We start from the raw sequence: 19,263 nt of genomic DNA on the forward strand, positions 1-19,263 counted from the left end.
TAGTTTCTACAACGGACGCGTATCGCCGGAATCCTGCCCGAAGACGTTCGTCAATTGACTACTCCGCAGTTACCAATCGTCGTCGTCCGTCCGACGGTTCCACTCGATTGCGCGCTGTGTCCGGTCATCAAGTCTGACAAGGTGACAGAGGGGGTTCCCGGGATACACCAGTGGATTCTCGAGGATGCCGACCAGCAGGCCGGTAAACGGCGCACGCATCAGCGTGTTCTCCGTCTTGAACGGGTTCGCGATCGTACAGATCACGTCGTCTTCATACACCAGGTCGCCGCGGTCGTAGTGCATGTCCACTAAACCGCCCGAGTCCGCCCGTATCCAGGTTTTCTCGCCACTGTCGTCGATGACTGTCCGCCAGCCCGGCCACCGGACCGTATCGGAGTCACGGAGGCCAAACTCCGCGAGCACCGACCGGACGCTCTCCAGTGCCGAGTCGATAAGCGGTCGCTGGAACCGGTGGGCTTCGCCCATCTCTATCGTGATCGTCGGGACGCCCGAATCGCTCAGTTCCCGCCGGAGCGACCCTGACGGGCCGTCAGAGGAGATGATGACGTTCGACGCGAAGGCGTTCGCGACCCGCACGACTGACTGGTCGTCCATGTCTGCCCGGACATGGAGCATGTTAGTTCGCCCGCGTGTTGACGTGTGGAAATCGAGGCCGACGTCACACGGGGCCAGGAAGTTCCGGAAAATCTTGTGAGCCATCCGTTTGGCGCTCGTCGAGTCGGGGTCACCGGGGAACGAGCGGTTCAGGTCTCTGTCGTAGATGGGCAGGTATCGCTCCTGTGCCAGAAACGCCGGGACGTTCAGCACTGGCAGACAGATCAGTGTTCCAGCCAGCCCCTCGTGGTTCCATTCGTGGGCTACCTCCCGGACGACCTCGATGCCGTTGAGTTCGTCGCCGTGTGCCGCTGCGGTGAGAAACACTGTCGGACCGGGCCGTTCCCCGTTGACGATGGTAACTGGCATTCGGACGGCATCCCCCAGATACGTCTCGCTGACCGTATAGCGAATGTTGCGGGTCTCCCCCGGCGACACAATTCCCCCGTCGTAGGTGAACGGCTCGGCCTTGCCCATGCACTCACAACACGAGGCGGCTGATAAAACCCCTCCGGCGAGGCAGGTCCGGACTGGCCGTGCCGCATCCCGCATCCGTACACCTATACTGGGGCCGGCAGAAGGCGACAACATGAGCGACCAAGACCTCACGGTGGGTGTTCTCAGTCTCCACTCAAGCAAAGAATCGAAGGCGATTCTGAACGCGGTCGACGAGATGGGCTACGGAACGGAGTGGCTTCGCGCGGAAAACACTGCGGTCAGCGTTGCTGACGGCGAGATGACACTCAACCCAAGTGTCGACGTCGTTGCGAACCGACTGCTGCTGTCAAGCAGCGAACACCCTGCCGAAGGGATCGGACTGGGGATGACCATCAGCCGGCTCGCGCCGATGTTGAACGAGCCAATGGCGGCGACGACGGCCCTACACAAGTTTGCGAGCGCTGCCGCATTGGCTGACGCCGGCGTCCCGGTCCCGGACGCGTTGCTCGCGCTGTCGAGCGATATGTTAAACGAGGAGCGGGACCGCTTCGGTGACCGCGCGGTGTACAAGACGGCCATCGGCACTCACGGCGGCGGAACGTGGATGGTCGACATCGAAAACCAGGTCAACGCACAGGTCGGGGGCCGCTACGCGTTCTTACAGGAGTACATGGAACACGACGAGAAACGCCACCACGACCTCCGCGTGTACGTCGTCGGCGACCAGATCGTCGGCGCGATGAACCGCTACGCGCCCGAGGGCGAGTGGCGGACCAACGTCGCGCTGGGCGGCGAGGTCGAGGACATGACGGGCGGACTCCCCGAGCGTGTCAGAGAAATCGCGCTCGATTCAGTCGAGGCAATCGGCCTGGACTACGCCGGCGTCGACATTGTGCAAAGCGACGACGGGTACTACGTGCTCGAAGTCAACCCCACCGCCGGATTCCGCGGCCTGTTCAAGGCAAGTGGTGTCAGCCCCGCCCCCTATATCGCTCAGCTCGCCATCGAGCGAGCCGGCGGAAGTGTCGATGACGAAACTGTCGAACGACTCTCGGACCGACTTGACGACTCCAAGCCCGCGTGTACGCCGAAGAAGCCACAGCCGCAGGCGCAGGAGAACGTCGTCGTGGGCTACATCGAGGAGGTCGTCGTCACCGGGACCCAGGGGACCAAGTCCGTCCTCGCGAAGTCCGACACGGGTGCGACCAGAACTAGTATCGACGCCAAACTCGCCGCGGAAATCGGAACGGGGCCGATTCTCGACATCGTGAAAATCAAGTCCGGGAGCCTCAAGTCCGGTCGGTCGCGCCCGGTCGTCGACCTTGTCGTCGGTGTTGGCGGGACCCAGCACACCGTCACTGCCAGCGTCGAAGACCGCGGGCACATGGACTACCCGTTGTTGCTGGGACGGGACATCCTCAAGCACTATCAGGTCGACGTGACCCGCCGTGCCGACGACGAGTCAGACGTGGAGACCGAAGAAGAGGAACAGAGCGAGGAGTAACCGTTCGCACCAGATTCCGAGCCGGCTCAGTCCTCGCGCACTTCGGCGACGCTCTCGGCGATATCCTCGCTGGCCCGCCACAGATACAGGCTCGCGTAGCTCCGATACGGCGACCACCGCTCGGCGTACTCGCGCATCTCTGCGCGGCTGTACCCCTCTCCGACGACGGCTTCGAACCCCTTGCGGATGCCGAGGTCGCCGACCGGAAACACGTCTTCGCGGCCGAACGCGAACAGGAGTTGCATGTTCAACAACCAGTCAGTACAGGTGTCGTACTTTCGAGTACCGCGTACTCGTACAGTGTAGGAGAACTTGTTCTCCAAACATAGGGAAACGCCTGTTTGGATGTATGCCCACCATCGGTTTTTCGGGAGAAAGTTGGGCTGAGTGATTAGTTCAACAGGGGTAGTACGGTTAACTCGGTAAACTGGGGTACAATGTACCCCAATTAAGTACGTGGGTGTATTACTACCGATTGGGTTGAGTGAGGTCCCGACTAAGTAGGTCGGAACCCCACCAATGTTACAACGTACTGATTAGCCGTGCGACCAGTGCGATAATCTCCAATACCAGTCGCACAATTTTCAAGCTACTCAGGACGTTGTTCGATTCATCATTAGGCTCCCGTTCGTTTTCTTTGGTGGGAGTGGTTTCGTTGGTCATGGGCGTTGCTAACGGTGTAGCCCTATCGAGAACCTGAGTGGGTTGAGTGAGGCCCCGACGGGTCTACGACTCATACATGGCCCCCGTCCATTAAAAAGTCCCTCATTGAAGGGTGCGTGCGTGTCAAGCCTGTCTGTGTGCCAAGCCTATCCTCCGCCAACGTGTCAACGAGGTAACCTTTATTCAATTCTAATTTTGACGGGGTGGGTTAAAGGGCATCAACACGGTATAGCTGAACAGATATACTCATCAATTAACTGACGAGACAGGAGCATCAGCAAGGTGTCAGTGTCCGCCCTTACACCACAGTCGATTCTAAGGCCGCTCCTGTCCGTTCTGACGCCGTCCACACAAAGATAAGTGGTGGACACCACATTTAGATGGAACCCATCAGAACGCACACACGGGCCTACGAATAGAAATGCCATCCGTATGGCCCCACACTCACGGATATATCTCTTTATTTGGGCCTGTGTACCCACTCACTTGAACAGCCTGTTCATTCAAGGTCAACTACACTGCTACAGTGCAACCACAGGCCGCAGTTTGCCACGAGAGACGTTTGTTTGCCGACCGAGAGGGATAGTACCTGTTTAGAAAGAATGGCCCCAGTAGCCATACAAGAGCGATTTGGGCATAGTATATAAAGAAAGCTAATATCCGCAATCAGTTGTCTATATGGATAGCATAAAACTATATAGAATACTAATAATCTATAGTATAACAGAAGAAACTATATGTTATGGTATATAAGTATAACTGTTACTACAAACGTAGACGGAGTCGAAGTGGCAGGGAGTGTACCACTCTGTGAATGAGTAGTAGTAAGAATCGCTTGCCTTCACCCACTCTACGAGCGGGATTCAGGAACAAAGCGGTTCAAACAAGACGAGTGATACAGGAATACGAGTAAGATAATCCTCGTATAGATTGTGAGAGTTAATGCCACGGCTTTGTCTCTATCATTTGTTGTAGTGGTTTGATAGGCGGAATTTAGTGTGGGCGGAACTACATACAGTCTGACAGTTGTACGGGCGAAATCTGCTACCCCCTGTCCTAATAATAATTAAAGCGGTCCCTGTCCCTGTTGGTGTCCTGCTGTTATACGTTGAATCATTCTAACGGACATTGCTTCTAATCGTTGGGTACAGGCTGTCTACGGCGGACATACTTCCATTTCTACATATGTCTAATTCATACATATCTCGGGTAGATACATCTACATTGTAGGGTAGTGTACCGCTCAACTTACTCCACCTGTTCCTACCTGTAGACGCCGTCTATTCCTCCAAACCGATATTGTGTATGGGAGCGTGACATATCCAAACGATTCCTACCCGACTTGTCGTCTGAAATAGTGCATCGACACTGAGTCATATATTTCTATACAACCACTATTACATACACAAGTAGCGGGGAAAGGTGACTCAAGCACCTCCCTGCTCTGTAGTAAATCGTTCCAAGTGTAGTCATTGCTACACACATTTTGAGTGACGCTATCCCCGATTTAAGATAGCTCGAAACCGATATTATGAGCGACTATACCACTATCCGAGTACGAAAGTCCGACGTACAGAGGCTTCAGGAGTACAGTTTTGAACAGTTTGGTACTACCAGTGTTCCAAATCATGTACTTCTCTCTGAGCTATTGGACTGAGATTCTATAAACGAAACCACGGCCGAGCCACGATATATTTACTCGACTTGGAGTTAAAATATTAGGACGGCAGTAATGTACTCGGATTAGACGATTATCCAGATAGACACTCAAGTACGGAATATAGGCACGTCACGCCTTGTAACAAGCAGATAAACCCAAAAATGAAACAATATCAAACAACCGACAGTAACCGAATCCCCGAAGATGCTGAGAATATCCGAAAAGACCCAACGACAGACAAGATTACCTTCATGTCAGAAACAGGGCCTGTCAAAGAAGATGAAGATACGCCATGCTGTGACCAGTGTGCCGCCGAACAGGATGCTACCCCTGACGAGTTAGCTCCCCGACGTAGCAATCCTATGGAGGGATTCTAATGACCAACGTATTCTCACAGCAAGTCGGCAACGGAAGTGTTGTCAGCCTGCCGAACAATCTGGATAACCTGACTATCTCGACAAACAAGCCATACAAACACGTCCTTGTGTACGTCCTTGGTACATACCAGACTGACAAGCGGGTGGGGACAACTGATTATGAAGTGTCAGTTACCCGTGTCTCACACCGTCATGACGGCATGGACGTACTGGATGGAAATTACGATTATATCCATCTCTTACCTGTCGGCAGTAAGGGCAGTTGTGACGTAGTTACCCTGACTGAGGTGTCAGCATGAAGTGGCGTGTAGCTGACCACGACCGTCCTAACTCCAACGAGATTCTCGAACAGCTACGGAATGACGAGTGGGATTATTCTCGTGATGATTTAATGTGCAAGGAAGTAATGTATTTCCTTTCAGTTGAGAAAGGTATGAATACAAAGCAGGTATTCCAGTTCTTGATTGAGAACACAGACGAGGATGAACTGTTTACCAAGTCTGACGTAACCATGTCTCTCCGCTGGTACGGCCTTATTCCGTCTCACGGCGCACCTCTACAGGAACGAGCTACCAGTATTCTCGACGTGTTATCCTTCGGGTGGAAATACTGATGGCATACGATTCCAAGGAACAGGCCCGCTCAGACGGTCGGTGTGGTTATGAATTTGAAAGGGGGAAGTACTGCGGACAATACGGCGTAGGTGTGTTCCTCGAAGGTGGTAGTTCGTATTGCCGTCACCATGTGTTCATGGACGGTGAGGAAGCCGTTGAACAGTATGAACAGGCCCGACGTGAGCGGCTTGAACGTGAAGATTAGTACTGCGGTCCCCAACGGCGGTATGACTTCTCTACGTCCGTATCAAGAGCATTTAGGTACACCTCTGTAGTTTCCATTCTGTCGTGTCCCATTAGCTCCTGAAGGAACTTGATGGGCATACCGTTGTTGAGGCAGGCCATAGCGAAACTGTGCCGTATAGTGTGGGGTGTGACGCGCTTACGTCCCCTGCCCGACTTGTCTACATACAGTGTCTCCTGTATCCCTGCTTTCTCGGCCCCCTTGTTAATCACATCAGCTAATCGCCGTTGACTGATGTGTTCTGAGCGGTTTGTTGGGAACAGGTACGGCGTGTTGTCGTAGTACTTCCCCTGTCTGTCAACAAGCCATATCTCAAGCAGTGTGTCTAACGTCTCGTCATAGTAGACAGTCCTGTCCTTGTTGCCCTTGCCACCGATTACGTCAATACGGCGACTGTCTGTGTCCAAGTCCTCTACTTTCAGGGTACACAACTCGGTCGCTCGAAGGCCCGTCTCGAACATGAGCCTCACAATTAGCTCATTCCGCAGTACAGGGGCAGGCAGGTTCTCAATCAGTTTATTAATTTCATCCTTTTCGAGATAGATAATTTCCTTCTTTTCGGTCTTACGTGTCTTGCCTGTGTACTGATACCAACTCCAAATATCCAGCTTATCACTGTCGGTAGGGTCGTCGTCACGGTCCAACTGTCCAAAGAACTTGATTAGTCCTGTACGGGCGGCGTCAACGGTCTTATCGGCATACCCGTCATTCAGCATATCCTCCAAGTACTGCGCTATCTCGTCCGTGGTAACCTCATACACGTCAGGGTGGTGTTTGATGAACCGACGTACCACCGTCTTGTAGTTCTCAATTGAGGCAGGAGACTCTGTCCGCATACCGTCAAAGACCGACAGTGCCTCACTTTCGTTCATCATTTGCTCCCTTGATAGAAACCACCGTCGTCTGTCTCCCTGATGTTCTTAATGTTCTCGGAGACTTCCCGTAGCTTACGCCGAACAGTCGCCTTGTCGGGATAGTATGCCTCATCAGGGTCGTCTGGCAGTTGTGACATGTCGAAGGATGACAGTCCCTCAATGTCGTTGTCGTCAGCCATTATCGGGGAACCTGCAAACGCTTTCGTCATCACTGCCATCTGTGCCATCAGTTCGTCAATGTCACTGTTCATACTCTCAATCTTCCGTGCCGTCTCGTCGTCCATGCCCCCACCCGTTTGCCAGCCACCGTTTATCTCACGGGTAACTGCCGTTCTCACAAGGTCGGCAGTAGTTCGGTATTCAGGACTGTTCTCTGCGTATTCGTCCCACAGTTCTTTCTGTTCGTCTGACACCCGTACCTGTATTCGTGCCATGCATTACTGCTGTCAGCAGATAGCATAAGTGTGACGCCTGTACTCACTGACGCTATAACAGGAGTTGCATATTTGCGGTCCAGTCGCCGACGCCCGTAATCGCCGTCAGCGCTTCGCGGATCTCCTCGTCACTGGCGTCCGCGAACGTCTCCAGCGAGTAGCCATGGTCCAGAAACGTGTCGGCGACCTCGTTGACGTAACGAGTCTTCTGCCTCGAGAGACCAGCATCCCGGAGCACCTCGTCATCTGCCTCTCTGATGCCCGCCGGCGTCACGGTGACGGCGTCGAACAGCCGCTCTCGCGTTGCGGCGGCCGACGCCATCGACACTTGCTGGCGGAGAATCGAAACGACGAGTCGCTCAAAGAGGTCTGATGCGGGGTCAAGCGTGAGTTCGCCGTGTGCCGCGACCAGCGGCCCGATGTCGGGGTCTGCGCGTAACGCCTCGTGTGGCGAGTCACTCATGCTGCTGTGGTACTAGCTCGACCGAAAAGAACGTGTCTGTCCCTGTTACCCGTCGGCGATGATAGGGTCTGGATTCGGTGAAGTGACACCGTCCGCACCGACTGGTTCCGCCGGATTACCCACAACTGTCGTTTCCGGGGCCACGTCGTCGACGACGACAGCGCCAGCGCCGACGGAGGCGTTCTCTCCGACGGTAATCGGTCCCATTATCGAGGCGTCAGCACCGACGGTCGCGCCGTCCTCGACGGTCGGGTGGCGCTTCTCCCGGCGCATGGACGTGCCGCCGAGCGTCACGCCGTGGTACAAGAGCACGTCGTCGCCGATTTCGGCCGTCTCACCGATGACGATACCCATCCCGTGGTCGATGAATACGCGGTCGCCGACCTCCGCGGCGGGATGAATCTCGACGCCTGTCAGGAACCGCGTGACGTGGGAGATGAGTCTGGCGAGCAGCGTCCAGTCGTTGGTCCAGAGCCAGTGCGCGACCCGGTAGGCCCAGATCGCGTGCAGGCCGGGATAGGTGAGCGCGACCTCTATGGCACTGGTCGCCGCCGGGTCCTTCGCGAGTGCTGTACGGATATCCGCTTTCAGTCGGTCGAACATTGGTGTGTAGTGTGGTGGTGTCGTCTGTAGACAGGACGGCTGGCCGGTCTGAAGTAATGGACGTTAGAATCGACAACAGCGACAGGAGAAGCGGTGACTGCCTGTGGTTCGAGGCGGGCGAGCAACGCGGCGTGGAGTTCGGTCGCCCATGGTTGGTAGCATTACGCCGTTCCGTGCGGTAAAAAGCAGCGGTTCGACCGGTCGCCGTCGGGCCGCCCTCCGCTTAGGTCATGCCCTTTCCGAGCAGTTCCCGGGCGATGATGTTCTTCTGGATCTCGGTCGTTCCCTCGTAGATCTGGGTAATCTTTGCGTCGCGGTAGAACCGCTCGACGTCGAAGTCGTTGACGTAGCCAGCGCCACCGTGGATCTGGACGGCCTCGTCGGCCGTCTCGACGGCGACGCGGGAGGCCTTTTCTTTGGCCATCGACGCCAACTCGGTGAGCCGGTCGGCGTCGTTGTCGACGCTCCAGGCGGATTTATGCGTGAGCTGCCGTGCCGCCTCGATTTCGGTGAACATCTCGGCAAGCTTGTGCTGGATGGCCTGAAACTCCGAGATGGACTGGCCGAACTGCTCACGGTCCTGTGCGTACTCCAAGGCACGCTCGGCGGCCCCGCGGGCGATACCGACACCCTGTGCGGCCACGCCGGTCCGGGTCTCGTCGAAGAACTGCATTATCTGGAGGAAGCCGGCCCCGCGCGTACCGACAAGATTGTCCTCGGGGACGCGCACGTCGTTGAGGATGAGCTCTGCCGTGTCCGACGCGCGAATGCCGAGCTTCCCCGTAATCTTCTCTGCCTCGAACCCGTCGCGGTCGGACTCGACGAGAATCTGTGAGAAGCCGTTGTACCGCCCCTCTGCGTCGGGGTCGGTCTCACAGAGCACGACGAAGTAGTCACCGACCGAGCCATTGGTAATCCACATCTTGTTGCCGTTGATGACCCACTCGTCGCCCTCCTTGCGCGCCTGTGTCGACACCGACGACACATCTGAACCGGTGTCGGGTTCGGAGATGGCCGCGCCCATGATGGCGTCGCCGGTCGCCACCGGCTCCAAGTACTCCTCTTTCTGGGCCTCCGAGCCAAATCCAATGAGTGCGTCCGCGCCGAAGGCGGCCGACTGGATGCTCAGACCGATGCCGGGATCGGCCGCGAACAGCTCCTCGGCGATGATGGCGTTCGTCAGCGTATCGTAGCCTGCGCCGCCGTACTCCATCGGGATGTTCGCACCTGTCAGCCCCATCTCAGCGGCCTTCTCGACGATCTCTCGGGGGAACTTCTCTTCCGTGTCGTACTCGGTCGCGACGGGCTTGATTTCGTTTTCCGCGAACCGGGCAATCTCGTCTTTTATTTGTCGCTGCTCTTTCGTTAGTTGGAAGTCCATATGTGGTGTGTTGACGTGAAATGCATTAATGGTTCGTAATCCGAAATAAACTCGAAAGTGGTTTTCTAATGAGAGAAACGTTGAAGCCTCGGCCGGCAGTGGAACGATATGTCATGGATTTCGAGGATGTTGACACTATCGCCGTGCTCGGTGCCGGGAATATGGGCCATGGAATCACCGAAGTGGCCGCACTCGCAGGCTACGACGTGCGGATGCGAGACATCAAAGACGAGTTTGTCGAGGACGGCTACGACAACATCGAATGGTCGCTGAACAAGCTGGCCGAGCGGGACCAGCTCACGCAGGACGAGGCTGACGCGGCGCTGGACCGCGTGACGCCGCTTGTCGATGTCGAGGAAGCAGTCAGCGACGTCGACGTGGTCATCGAGGCCGTGCCGGAGAAGATGGAGATCAAGAAGGACGTGTACACAGAGGTCGAAGAACACGCCCCCGAAGACGCCATCTTCGCCACGAACACGTCCAGCCTCTCCATCACGGAACTGTCGGAAGTCACCGAACGGCCCGAGCAGTTCTGCGGGATGCACTTCTTCAACCCGCCGGTGCGAATGCAACTGGTGGAAGTAATCTCCGGTGCACACTCCGGCGACGACACGCTGGACGCTATCGAGGCGCTTGCGGAGGACTTCGGTAAAACACCGGTCCGCGTCCGCAAGGACTCGCCGGGGTTCATCGTCAACCGCATCCTCGTCCCGCTGATGAACGAGGCCGCGTGGCTCGTCCACAGCGATGAGGCGACCATCGCCGAGGTCGACTCGACGACGAAGTTCGACATGGGCCTGCCGATGGGGTCGTTCGAACTCTCCGATCAGGTGGGGAACGACGTCGGCCTCCACGTCCTCGAATATATGCACGAAGTGCTGGGCGAGCCCTACGCCCCGTGTCCGCTACTCGAACAGAAAGTCGAGAACGAGGAACTCGGGAAGAAGACCGGGAAAGGCTTCTACGACTACGAGAACGGCGGCGTCGACATTCCGACGGATGCCGGCCGCGAAGATGTAGAGCACCGTCTCGTCGCTGTGATGGCAAACGAAGTCGGGAAGCTCGTCGAGAACGACGTGGCCCCCGTCGCGGACATCGACCAGGCTGTCCAGCTCGGCGGTGGCTTCCCGGACGGTCCCGCGAAGATTGCTGACAAGGCCGGCCTGGAGACGCTCGTCGACACGCTTGAGGAAACCCACGAGGAGACCGGCGCGGAGCGCTACGCGGTCTCTGACGGCCTCCGAGAGGCCGCAGAGGACGGTGGCTTCTACGGCAGCGAAGACGAGGGCGACGCCGAGTTCGATAATGTCACCGTCGAATACCCCGGTGACATGGTCGGTCACATCGAACTCGACCGCCCACACCGGATGAACACTGTCAGCCCGGAACTGATGGACGACCTCGCCGACGCCGTCGACCTGCTCGAAGAAGACGACGAGGTGCGTGCTATCCTGCTGACCGGGGCCGGCGACAAGGCGTTCTCCGCCGGAGCCGACGTGCAGGCGATGGCTTCGAACGCGACGCCGCTGGACGCCATTGAACTCTCCCGCAAGGGCCAGCAAACCTTCGGGAAGCTTGAGGAATGCTCGATGCCGGTCGTCGCCGGGATCGACGGCTACGCGCTGGGCGGCGGGATGGAACTGGCGACCTGTGCCGACCTCCGCGTGGCCTCGGAGCGCTCCGAACTGGGCCAGCCCGAACACAACCTCGGCCTCCTGCCGGGGTGGGGCGGCACACAGCGCCTCGCCCGCATCGTCGGCGAAGGCCGCGCAAAGGAGATCATCTTCACCGGCGACCGCTACGACGCCGACGAGATGGCCGAGTACGGCTTCATCAACGAGGTCGTCGACAACGACGCCCTCCACGAGCACGCGCTCGAACTGGCGAAGGACATGGCCGCCGGCCCGCCGGTCGCACAGAAACTCACCAAGCGCGCGATGCTCGCCGGCCGCGACGACATCGACGCCGGCCTCGAAGTCGAATCACAGGCTTTCGGTCATCTCATCGGCACCGACGACGTGATGGAGGGCATCAACGCGTTCATGGGCGACGGAGAACCGGACTTCGAAGGGAAGTAAGCTGCTGGGACCAGCAGCGCCGTCGCCGCCCTACCCGGCGTCGGTCACTCCGCTGCTGACCTCGGGGTCGTCGAGTGGAATGGCGTCGTTGGACTGTGCCATGCCGGTCGTCATCAGCAGGCGGATGGCTGCCCGAACGCTGAGGTCGGACTCGTAGGTCTGGCTTTCGGGAACCATCACGAGCATCCCCTGGGTCGGGTTAGGGCTTCCGGGAATGAACACGCTCGATGCGCGTTCATCGGCTGCCTCGGAGACATCTGCGGGGCTTGTCCCTGTTTTCAGCCCAAGCTGGTAGACACCCTCCCGAGGGTATTCCACGTACACGACGGACTCGAAGTCCGACTGCCGATTAACCACGGAGGTGGTCATCTGCCGAATACTGCCGTAGATGGTCCGAACAACAGGGACGAACGTGACCAGTTGGCCCGTCTTCCCGAAGAGCTGTTGGCCGATACTTCGCTGGGCGAGATAGCCCAGAACGGTAACGAGCGCGACGAGAACCGAGAGCGTCAGCAGCTGTGCGAGCAGAACGTTGTTCGCCGTCACCGTTGCCAGCCGCGTCCCGCGGATGAACGGGTCGAGGAATCCACCGACCCACCCCAGGATGATACGGACGATGGCGATGGTTGCCACGAGCGGCCCGACGAGAACGAGCCCAGCCAGAAAGTTGCTTTTGATGAACGAATTGAGGGTCATATCAGGGGAACAGTCGGTCGGCCGAATAAAGTGTGATGCCACCTGTCACCACACCGGGGTGTCTCTGTGCATGGTACGCATCCTCAGGTAGCGACAATTTCGATGGGGTTAAATTGGTCCACCCGGAACGAGTGAGTACGCTCGGTTGGTGTAGTCCGGCCAATCATCTTGGCCTTTCGAGCCGAGGACCAGGGTTCAAATCCCTGACCGAGCACATTACTGTCGAAGACAAACCCGTGAGCAACGGCGCTCGCAGTCTCTTTTATCGCGTCAACAGCGGTAGGTATTTTTTGGGGCCGGACGACGGGCAGACCATGCAAGCAGTCGTACTCGCGGCGGGGCAGGGGACGCGCATGCGGCCGTTGACAGACCACACACCGAAGCCGATGCTTCCGGTTGCGGACCGACCGTTGGTGGCACACACCGCCGACACCGCGATCCGGGCGGGGGCCGATGAACTCATCTTCGTCGTCGGCTACGAGGCCGAGGCGGTCCGCTCGTACTTCGGCGACGAGTACAGCGGCGTCCCGGTCAGCTTCGCCGTTCAGGAGGAGCAACTGGGGACCGCCGACGCCGTCGCCGCTGCGAGGGAGCACCTCGACGACCCCTTCGCAGTCCTCAACGGCGACAACCTCTACGACGCCGAGAGCCTGAACGCCCTCTTTGACGCCGCACCGTCGGTCGCCGCGTACCGCGTCGACGACCCGACCAGTTACGGCGTGCTGTCGGCCGATGGTGACACTGTCACCGGCATTGTCGAGAAGCCCGACGACCCGCCGACGGACCTGGCGAACGCCGGGGCGTACGTCTTCCCGGCGGAAGCGCGGGACTGGCTGGACGTGCCGCTCAGCGACCGCGGGGAGCGCGAAATCACAGATGTCCTTGCGAGAGTCATTGAGGAGTCGACGGTCACTGCCGTCGAAGTCGACCGCTGGCTGGACGTGGGCCGGCCCTGGGAGCTACTGGAGGCCAACGAGTGGAAACTTGGGGAGCTGGACCGGCGACTCGACGGGGAGGTGCGTGGCGATGCTGACCTGCGCGGCGAAGTCGTCGTCGAGACCGGCGCGGTCATCGAACCCGGCGTCGTCATCGAGGGACCGGCGCTGGTCCGCTCGGGCGCACACGTCGGTCCGAACGCATACGTCCGTGGGGCGACCCTTCTGGGGGAGGATACCCACGTCGGCCACGGCGTCGAGCTCAAGAACACCGTTCTGATGGCGGACTCGAACGTTCCCCACGTCTCCTATGTGGGTGACAGCGTCATCGGTCGCGAGGTCAACTTCGGCGCGGGAACGCAGGTGGCGAACCTCCGCCACGACGGCGACCCGGTACAGATGATGGTGAAGGGCGACCGCGTCTCGACGGGCCGACGGAAGTTCGGTGTCGTCGCGGGCGACGGTGCGAAGACGGCCATCAACACCAGTCTGAACGCCGGTGTCGTCCTTTCGACGGGCGCGACGACGACCCCCGGAGAGTCCGTTACCCGGGACCGATAGCGTGCATCTTCTATCGAGCGTCTGTCTGCGGTAACTACGTGTCGCTAGCCTTCTGTTACCAGTTCGACATTCGTGTATGTTCGTGATGTTCAGTGTAAGTATGTGAGATTAAGTGGCGTGAAAGACACTCTCAAATAAGATGGTCGACCCAACATCAGATCACCACGAAGATATCGACGAGGACGAGGCACCGGAGTGTGCTACCTGCGGTGACGCTATCGCCAACGAAGTGACTCACCGCGTCATCACATGGATAGAGGACGGCGGCGTCGAAACCGCCCACTTTTGCAACGAGGACTGCCGGCTAGAGTGGCAATAAGGCGTCTGCTCTAGCTGTCTTCTGGGCAGTGACCACCAATCGATGAGTTCGCTCGCGCGGTAGGTCTGTGGACTTCCCTCGCCAACAACACCTTACTCAGTTCCTTTCAGCCGCTCTGCGTATCGATGTGGTGGACAGCGTCTGGCGAGAGGAGTCGCCCCGTTGGTAGTTCGACCCAGCCGTTTGCGAGGACGCGAACCGCTCCCTCGTGCAGGACTGTCTCTTGCTCGATATCGGCGTACACGATCGCGCTCTTGTGCTCTTTGACGAACTGCTCCACGGCCTCACCCCAGGCTGGTTCCGTCGAGATGACCATAGGTCAACTATGCTGTGGCCGCGATAAAATCTTGGTGCGACACCTTGCCCCCCCCACTCGTCGCCTCCTCGTCTAAAACCGTTGACGGAATCAACTCCGACAAACCAATTGAGTGTTAACACCCTGCACATATTTGGGATGGCCTAGTGAACACTGCGGTATGACATGACCGCAGGCAATCACTCTGACTGGCGTCAGGCCGAGGAAGCGTATACTGACGAAGTCATCGGCGACGACACGCTGGGCGAAATGTTTGCCGCAAGCGCGGCCCGGAACGCTGACACGACCGCCCAACTGTACAAGGGTGGCGTCTACGACCGGGCACTGACTGACGACGTGATACCGGCGGCTCCCGACGGCGACTACGCCGAACTCAGCTACGAGCGGATGCATCACCTGGTCAAACACTTGGCTGCAGGGTTCCGCGACCTCGGTGTCGGCCCGGACACCCGCGTCGGTATCCTGGCAAACACGCGGATGGAGTGGGCGCTGAGCGACTTTGCCGTTCTCTCTGCGGGCGGGGTGGTGACGACAGTGTATACGGATTCCTCACCGAACCAGGTCCAGTATCTGCTGTCGGACCCGGAGGCGAGCGCTGTCGTCGTGGAGAACGCTGCGATGCTGGACCGCGTTCTGGCTGTCGAGGACGCTCTCTCGCTCTCGTTCATCGTCGTCATGGACGATATCGACGTGGACCGCGAAGACGTGTACACACTCAATACAGTGTACAAGCGCGGCGAGGAGACGTTCAGCGAGTCGGCGTACCAGTCCTGGCTTGACGAGCGCGACCCCGACGACCTTGCGAGCCTCATCTACACCTCCGGAACGACGGGCCAACCGAAAGGGGTCCGGCTCACTCACCGCAACTTCCGGTCGAACGTCAACCAGACGCGCAGGCGAATCGGGCCACGACCGGACAAGTCGTCGGACCTGCCGACCGTTACCGCCGAGACGCGTTCGATAGCGTTCCTCCCGCTGGCACACGTATTCGAGCGCCTCGCGGGTCATTTCTTCATGTACGCCTCCGGCGCGGCTGTGAGCTACGCCGAAAGCCCGGATACGCTGGCCGACGACCTCCAGACCGTCCAACCGATGACCGGATTGAGTGTCCCCAGAGTCTACGAGCGTATTTTCGACAACATGCGAACGCAGGCCAGCGAGTCCCCGCTGAAAAAGCGGATTTTCGACTGGGCGATGGACGTAGCCCGCGACTACGCCCGAACCGACGACCCTGGACCGATACTCACAGCGAAGCACTCGCTCGCGGACCGCCTCGTCTACAGCACGGTCAAAGAACGGCTCGGCGGGAACATCGAGTTCATGGTCAGCGGCGGCGGCAGCCTCTCGAAAACGCTCTGTGAGACGTTCCTTGGGATGGGGCTGACGATACTCGAAGGATACGGGCTTACGGAGACGTCGCCGGTTTTGACGGTGAATCCTCCGGAAGACATCCGTCCCGGAACGCTGGGAGCCCCGTTACATGCTGTCGACATTCACATCGATACCGGTGTCGTCGACGCCAGCGAATTCGACGACGTCACTGGCGACGTGGGCGAACTGCTCGTCGACGGCCCGAACGTCACGCAGGGGTACTGGAACGCGCCCGATGCGACGACGCGGGCCTTCACGGAGATCGACGGCACCCAGTGGTTCCGAACCGGCGACATCGTCGAACGGACCGACGACGACTTCCTCATCTATCACGACCGCCTCAAGGAACTGCTCGTCCTCTCGACCGGAAAGAACGTCGCGCCACAGCCCATCGAAGACCAGTTCGCGACGAGCGACCGAGTCGACCAGGTCATGGTCGTCGGCGACGACCAGAAGTTCGTCGGCGCGATAATCGTTCCGAACTTCGAGGAACTCCGCCGGTGGGCCGACAGCGAGGGCGTCGACCTTCCCGCCGATCCCGAAGCACTGGTCGATGACGAACGCGTCCACGCGTGGGTCCAGACCGCCGTCGACGCGGTTAACGAGGAACTCGAACGCGTCGAGCGTATCAAGTCCTTTGCGCTTGTCTCCCGGGAGTGGACCGCGGAGAACGACTTGCTTACGCCGTCCATGAAAAAGAAGCGCCGCAACATCCGCAGCGCGTACCGTGAAAAACTCGCCGAAATATACAGCGAGCAGCAGGTCGAGGCGGCCTGACTGGCGGTCACCGGAACTCCGACTCAGTCGGTGACGACTACGTCAACCGCTCGTTCGCGCGGCCCGTCACAGTCAACGAACAGCACGGACTGCCACGTCCCCATATCGAGGTCCCCGTCGCGGACGGGAATCGTCTCGCTTGGCCCGACGAACATCGCCCGGACGTGTGAATCCGCGTTGCCGTCCAGTTCGTCGTGGTCCCACCCGCTGTCCGGAATAAGGTCCCCGAGGGCGTCGCTGAGGTCACCCAGCAATCGCGGCTCGGCCTCGTTGACTGTGATGCCCGCCGTTGTGTGACGGACGAAAACGGTGCAGGTCCCTTTGGCGTCTTCGGGAATCACGTCCCGAACCCGGTCGGTGATATCAATCACGTCTGTATGCGTGTCGCTTTTGACGGTGAACCGAGTTGCGTTCATGTTGAATGCCACTCCCCGGACCTATGTGAAGATAGGCCATTTTCACCCCATGACCACGCTACTCAAGGGCTGATATCTCGGCTTCCATCGGTCCCGACGGGCGCAGTGTCACACTCGGCTGTAAATCGAGTTCATCGGCAGTCACCTGTACGTCGTAGTGCTGCAGCACGTGCGCAAGGGCGAACTGTGCCTCGGTCAAGGCGACCTGGCGACCGATACACACCCGTGGCCCGCTGCCGAAGGGGTAGTACGCGCTATCGCCGCGGGAGGCTGAACCGGCCCACCGGTCCGGGTCGAACGTCAAGGGGTCCGACCACACGCGACTGTCCCGGTGATGAGCGTATATGGGGAGCATGACAAACTCGCCTGCGTCTAGGTCGGTTCCTGCAAGCGTGACCGGCTCCCGGGCCTCGCGAGACACGCTCCAGACCGCCGGTGTCAGCCGCAGCGTCTCCCTGACAACACGCTCCGTGTAGGTGAGGTCGGACAGGTCGGCCCATCCCGGCTGTCCCCCGTCCAGCACATCCTGTGCCTCCGCTCTGACACGCTCCTTTGCAGCCGGGTTCTGAGACAACCAGTAGAACGCATAGGCAATCGTCAGTGCTGTCGTCTCTTGGCCACCAGTCATGAACAGCACGGTCTGGTCGATGAGTTCGTTTTCGGAGAGCTCGATGTCCGGGTCTGCCTTTGCGTCGATAAGCGCAGTAATCACATCCCGGGGCGGGTCCTCGTGGTTGAGATGCCAGTCCACGAACTCCGTTGCCACAGAGTCAAGTACTGCATCGGCTTCCTCGAACTCCGCGGAGACGCCGGACTGTAACTGCTCGGGCAGGACCAAATCGAACACGGAGGCGTCGAACTCATCATTAAGCGCGGCCAGCGCTTCATGGACGGTTTCCCCGCGTTCGCGGTCGGTGTCCTGGCTGAACAGCGACCGTGTGATGACGCGCATCGTCAGTATCGACAGCTCTTCGAACAGGTCTACGCGCCCCGACTCAGGCCACGCTGTCAGCGTCTCCTCTAGAGTGTCGCCGGCAATCTCGGCGTAGTCCGCCAGCCGACCGCCGACGAACTCCGGGTCCAGCACTGACCGCTGTTGCTCCCAGAGCGCGCCGTCACTCGATACCAGCCCCTGTCGCCGTTGCTCCTGAGCCCCGACGTTTGGGCGGCGGAACCGGTCACGGTCCGCGAGGACCTCATGGGCGATGTCCGGGTCGAGCACGAGCGTGACCGACTGCCCGACCTGTGGGTCGACCCGAACGAGCGGGTACTGGTTTGCGTAGGCGTCCTGCATCCCGGTGAGAAAACGCAATGGGTCCCTCGCCAGTCGTGGCAGATTCCCCACAACCGGCAGTCCCGGTGGCGTGTGTGCCGTTCGCTCCATGGCCCCGGGTTAGCCCAGAAAATAAAAAATCTTTGGCAGAGACTGTCACGCAACCGTCTCCGGTGCGACGGCGGTTCTCCTCCAACCGCCTCATTCAGTCGTCAGCGAGATAGACGGTGAGGTCCGTGGCCGAGAGGATACCCGTCACCTGGTTCTCGTCGTCGACGACCGGCACGTGGCTGATATTGTTGTCCCACATTGTGCTTGTGACCGCCGAAAGCGCCGTCTCGGGCGACGTGGTGACGATATCGGTCGTCATGTGCTCCCCCACAGTCGCTTCAGTGGGGTCGACGCCGTCGGCGGTCATCCGGACGTAGTCCGTCGAGGTGAGAATGCCCGCCGGCTGACACGCCTCGTCGACGATGACGACTGACTTTATCGACTGGTCATCCATCGCCGCTGCAACGTCGAGCGCCGGTTCGTCAGCAGTCACTGTCAGCACCGGTTGGGTCATGCAGTCGGCGACGGTCGCGCCACTCATGTTCCGGGGTTAGGACCGATTTCACATACGATTTGGGTCGGTACTGCGAGAAATACCC

At 59.0% G+C, this 19,263-nt stretch carries 17 protein-coding genes, 1 tRNA gene and 2 pseudogenes; 8 read left to right on the forward strand and 12 right to left on the reverse strand.

Features of this window, described 5'->3' with window-relative positions:
* Nucleotides 1-69: 69 nt before the first annotated feature.
* Nucleotides 70-1,092, reverse strand: coding sequence for a succinylglutamate desuccinylase/aspartoacylase family protein (locus D3D01_RS10805; RefSeq protein ID WP_121512191.1), 1,023 nt, complete (start codon nt 1,090-1,092; stop codon nt 70-72).
* A gap of 112 nt (nt 1,093-1,204) precedes the next feature.
* Between D3D01_RS10805 and D3D01_RS10810 the strand changes: the two genes are divergently transcribed.
* Nucleotides 1,205-2,557, forward strand: a complete 1,353-nt coding sequence (locus tag D3D01_RS10810) for a RimK family alpha-L-glutamate ligase (protein WP_121512192.1) — start codon at nt 1,205-1,207, stop codon at nt 2,555-2,557.
* Nucleotides 2,558-2,583: 26 nt separating this feature from the next.
* Here D3D01_RS10810 and D3D01_RS10815 read toward each other — a convergent pair.
* Nucleotides 2,584-2,817 (reverse strand): annotated as a pseudogene (locus tag D3D01_RS10815) (DNA-3-methyladenine glycosylase 2 family protein); the annotation flags it as partial.
* A gap of 2,439 nt (nt 2,818-5,256) precedes the next feature.
* Here D3D01_RS10815 and D3D01_RS23420 point away from each other — a divergent pair.
* Nucleotides 5,257-5,556 (forward strand): hypothetical protein, encoded by a 300-nt coding sequence (locus tag D3D01_RS23420; protein ID WP_147439903.1) that lies wholly within the window; start codon nt 5,257-5,259, stop codon nt 5,554-5,556.
* Nucleotides 5,553-5,870, forward strand: a complete 318-nt coding sequence (locus tag D3D01_RS10820) for a hypothetical protein (RefSeq protein WP_121512193.1) — start codon at nt 5,553-5,555, stop codon at nt 5,868-5,870. Before D3D01_RS23420 ends, D3D01_RS10820 begins: the two co-directional genes overlap by 4 nt.
* A 202-nt stretch (nt 5,871-6,072) precedes the next feature.
* Here D3D01_RS10820 and D3D01_RS10830 read toward each other — a convergent pair whose 3' ends face one another.
* From D3D01_RS10830 to D3D01_RS10855, 5 genes and pseudogenes are all read right to left on the reverse strand, one after another.
* Nucleotides 6,073-6,987: a tyrosine-type recombinase/integrase gene (locus D3D01_RS10830; protein ID WP_158600456.1), complete on the reverse strand. Its 915-nt coding sequence runs from the start codon at nt 6,985-6,987 to the stop codon at nt 6,073-6,075.
* Nucleotides 6,987-7,424, reverse strand: a complete 438-nt coding sequence (locus D3D01_RS10835; RefSeq protein ID WP_121512196.1) for a hypothetical protein — start codon at nt 7,422-7,424, stop codon at nt 6,987-6,989. Before D3D01_RS10835 ends, D3D01_RS10830 begins: the two co-directional genes overlap by 1 nt.
* A 58-nt stretch (nt 7,425-7,482) precedes the next feature.
* Nucleotides 7,483-7,887 (reverse strand): annotated as a pseudogene (locus D3D01_RS10840) (DNA-3-methyladenine glycosylase family protein); the annotation flags it as partial.
* Between the two features lie 45 nt (nt 7,888-7,932).
* Nucleotides 7,933-8,490: a serine O-acetyltransferase gene (cysE, locus tag D3D01_RS10845; RefSeq protein WP_121512198.1), complete on the reverse strand. Its 558-nt coding sequence runs from the start codon at nt 8,488-8,490 to the stop codon at nt 7,933-7,935.
* Between the two features lie 223 nt (nt 8,491-8,713).
* Nucleotides 8,714-9,871, reverse strand: coding sequence for an acyl-CoA dehydrogenase family protein (locus D3D01_RS10855; RefSeq protein ID WP_101350199.1), 1,158 nt, complete (start codon nt 9,869-9,871; stop codon nt 8,714-8,716).
* A gap of 113 nt (nt 9,872-9,984) precedes the next feature.
* On the opposite strand from D3D01_RS10855, the gene D3D01_RS10860 reads away from it, so the two are divergent.
* A complete protein-coding gene (locus D3D01_RS10860; protein WP_121512200.1) occupies nt 9,985-11,949 on the forward strand; it encodes a 3-hydroxyacyl-CoA dehydrogenase/enoyl-CoA hydratase family protein in 1,965 nt (654 codons plus the stop codon).
* Between the two features lie 30 nt (nt 11,950-11,979).
* Here the strand turns inward: D3D01_RS10860 and D3D01_RS10865 are convergent, their stop codons facing one another.
* On the reverse strand, nt 11,980-12,645 hold the full coding sequence (locus D3D01_RS10865) for a DUF502 domain-containing protein (RefSeq protein ID WP_121512201.1): 666 nt from the start codon (nt 12,643-12,645) through the stop codon (nt 11,980-11,982).
* 139 nt (nt 12,646-12,784) lie between these two features.
* On the opposite strand from D3D01_RS10865, the gene D3D01_RS10870 reads away from it, so the two are divergent.
* From D3D01_RS10870 to D3D01_RS10880, 3 genes are all read left to right on the forward strand, one after another.
* Nucleotides 12,785-12,859 (forward strand) — tRNA-Glu (locus D3D01_RS10870).
* A 100-nt stretch (nt 12,860-12,959) separates the two neighbouring features.
* Nucleotides 12,960-14,141, forward strand: a complete 1,182-nt coding sequence (gene glmU, locus D3D01_RS10875; RefSeq protein ID WP_121512202.1) for a bifunctional sugar-1-phosphate nucleotidylyltransferase/acetyltransferase — start codon at nt 12,960-12,962, stop codon at nt 14,139-14,141.
* A 139-nt stretch (nt 14,142-14,280) separates the two neighbouring features.
* Nucleotides 14,281-14,460 carry a hypothetical protein gene (locus tag D3D01_RS10880; RefSeq protein ID WP_101350194.1) on the forward strand — a complete coding sequence of 60 codons (180 nt, stop codon included), beginning with the start codon at nt 14,281-14,283 and terminating at the stop codon, nt 14,458-14,460.
* Nucleotides 14,461-14,566: 106 nt separating this feature from the next.
* Here D3D01_RS10880 and D3D01_RS10885 read toward each other — a convergent pair whose 3' ends face one another.
* The gene (locus tag D3D01_RS10885; RefSeq protein WP_064288162.1) at nt 14,567-14,776 is read right to left on the reverse strand and encodes a hypothetical protein; all 210 of its coding nucleotides are present in this window, start codon (nt 14,774-14,776) and stop codon (nt 14,567-14,569) included.
* Nucleotides 14,777-14,941: 165 nt separating this feature from the next.
* Between D3D01_RS10885 and D3D01_RS10890 the strand changes: the two genes are divergently transcribed.
* Nucleotides 14,942-16,924, forward strand: coding sequence for a long-chain fatty acid--CoA ligase (locus D3D01_RS10890; RefSeq protein ID WP_121512203.1), 1,983 nt, complete (start codon nt 14,942-14,944; stop codon nt 16,922-16,924).
* Nucleotides 16,925-16,947: 23 nt separating this feature from the next.
* Here the strand turns inward: D3D01_RS10890 and D3D01_RS10895 are convergent, their stop codons facing one another.
* The 3 genes from D3D01_RS10895 to D3D01_RS10905 form a co-directional block, all read right to left on the reverse strand.
* A complete protein-coding gene (locus tag D3D01_RS10895) occupies nt 16,948-17,340 on the reverse strand; it encodes a secondary thiamine-phosphate synthase enzyme YjbQ (protein ID WP_121512204.1) in 393 nt (130 codons plus the stop codon).
* Nucleotides 17,341-17,398: 58 nt separating this feature from the next.
* On the reverse strand, nt 17,399-18,724 hold the full coding sequence (locus D3D01_RS10900; protein ID WP_121512205.1) for a cytochrome P450: 1,326 nt from the start codon (nt 18,722-18,724) through the stop codon (nt 17,399-17,401).
* A 94-nt stretch (nt 18,725-18,818) separates the two neighbouring features.
* Nucleotides 18,819-19,205 carry a CBS domain-containing protein gene (locus tag D3D01_RS10905; RefSeq protein WP_121512206.1) on the reverse strand — a complete coding sequence of 129 codons (387 nt, stop codon included), beginning with the start codon at nt 19,203-19,205 and terminating at the stop codon, nt 18,819-18,821.
* Nucleotides 19,206-19,263: the final 58 nt, after the last annotated feature.

The sequence above is a fragment of the Haloarcula sp. Atlit-7R genome, from assembly GCF_003666065.1.
Taxonomy (GTDB): Archaea; Halobacteriota; Halobacteria; order Halobacteriales; family Haloarculaceae; genus Haloarcula; species Haloarcula taiwanensis.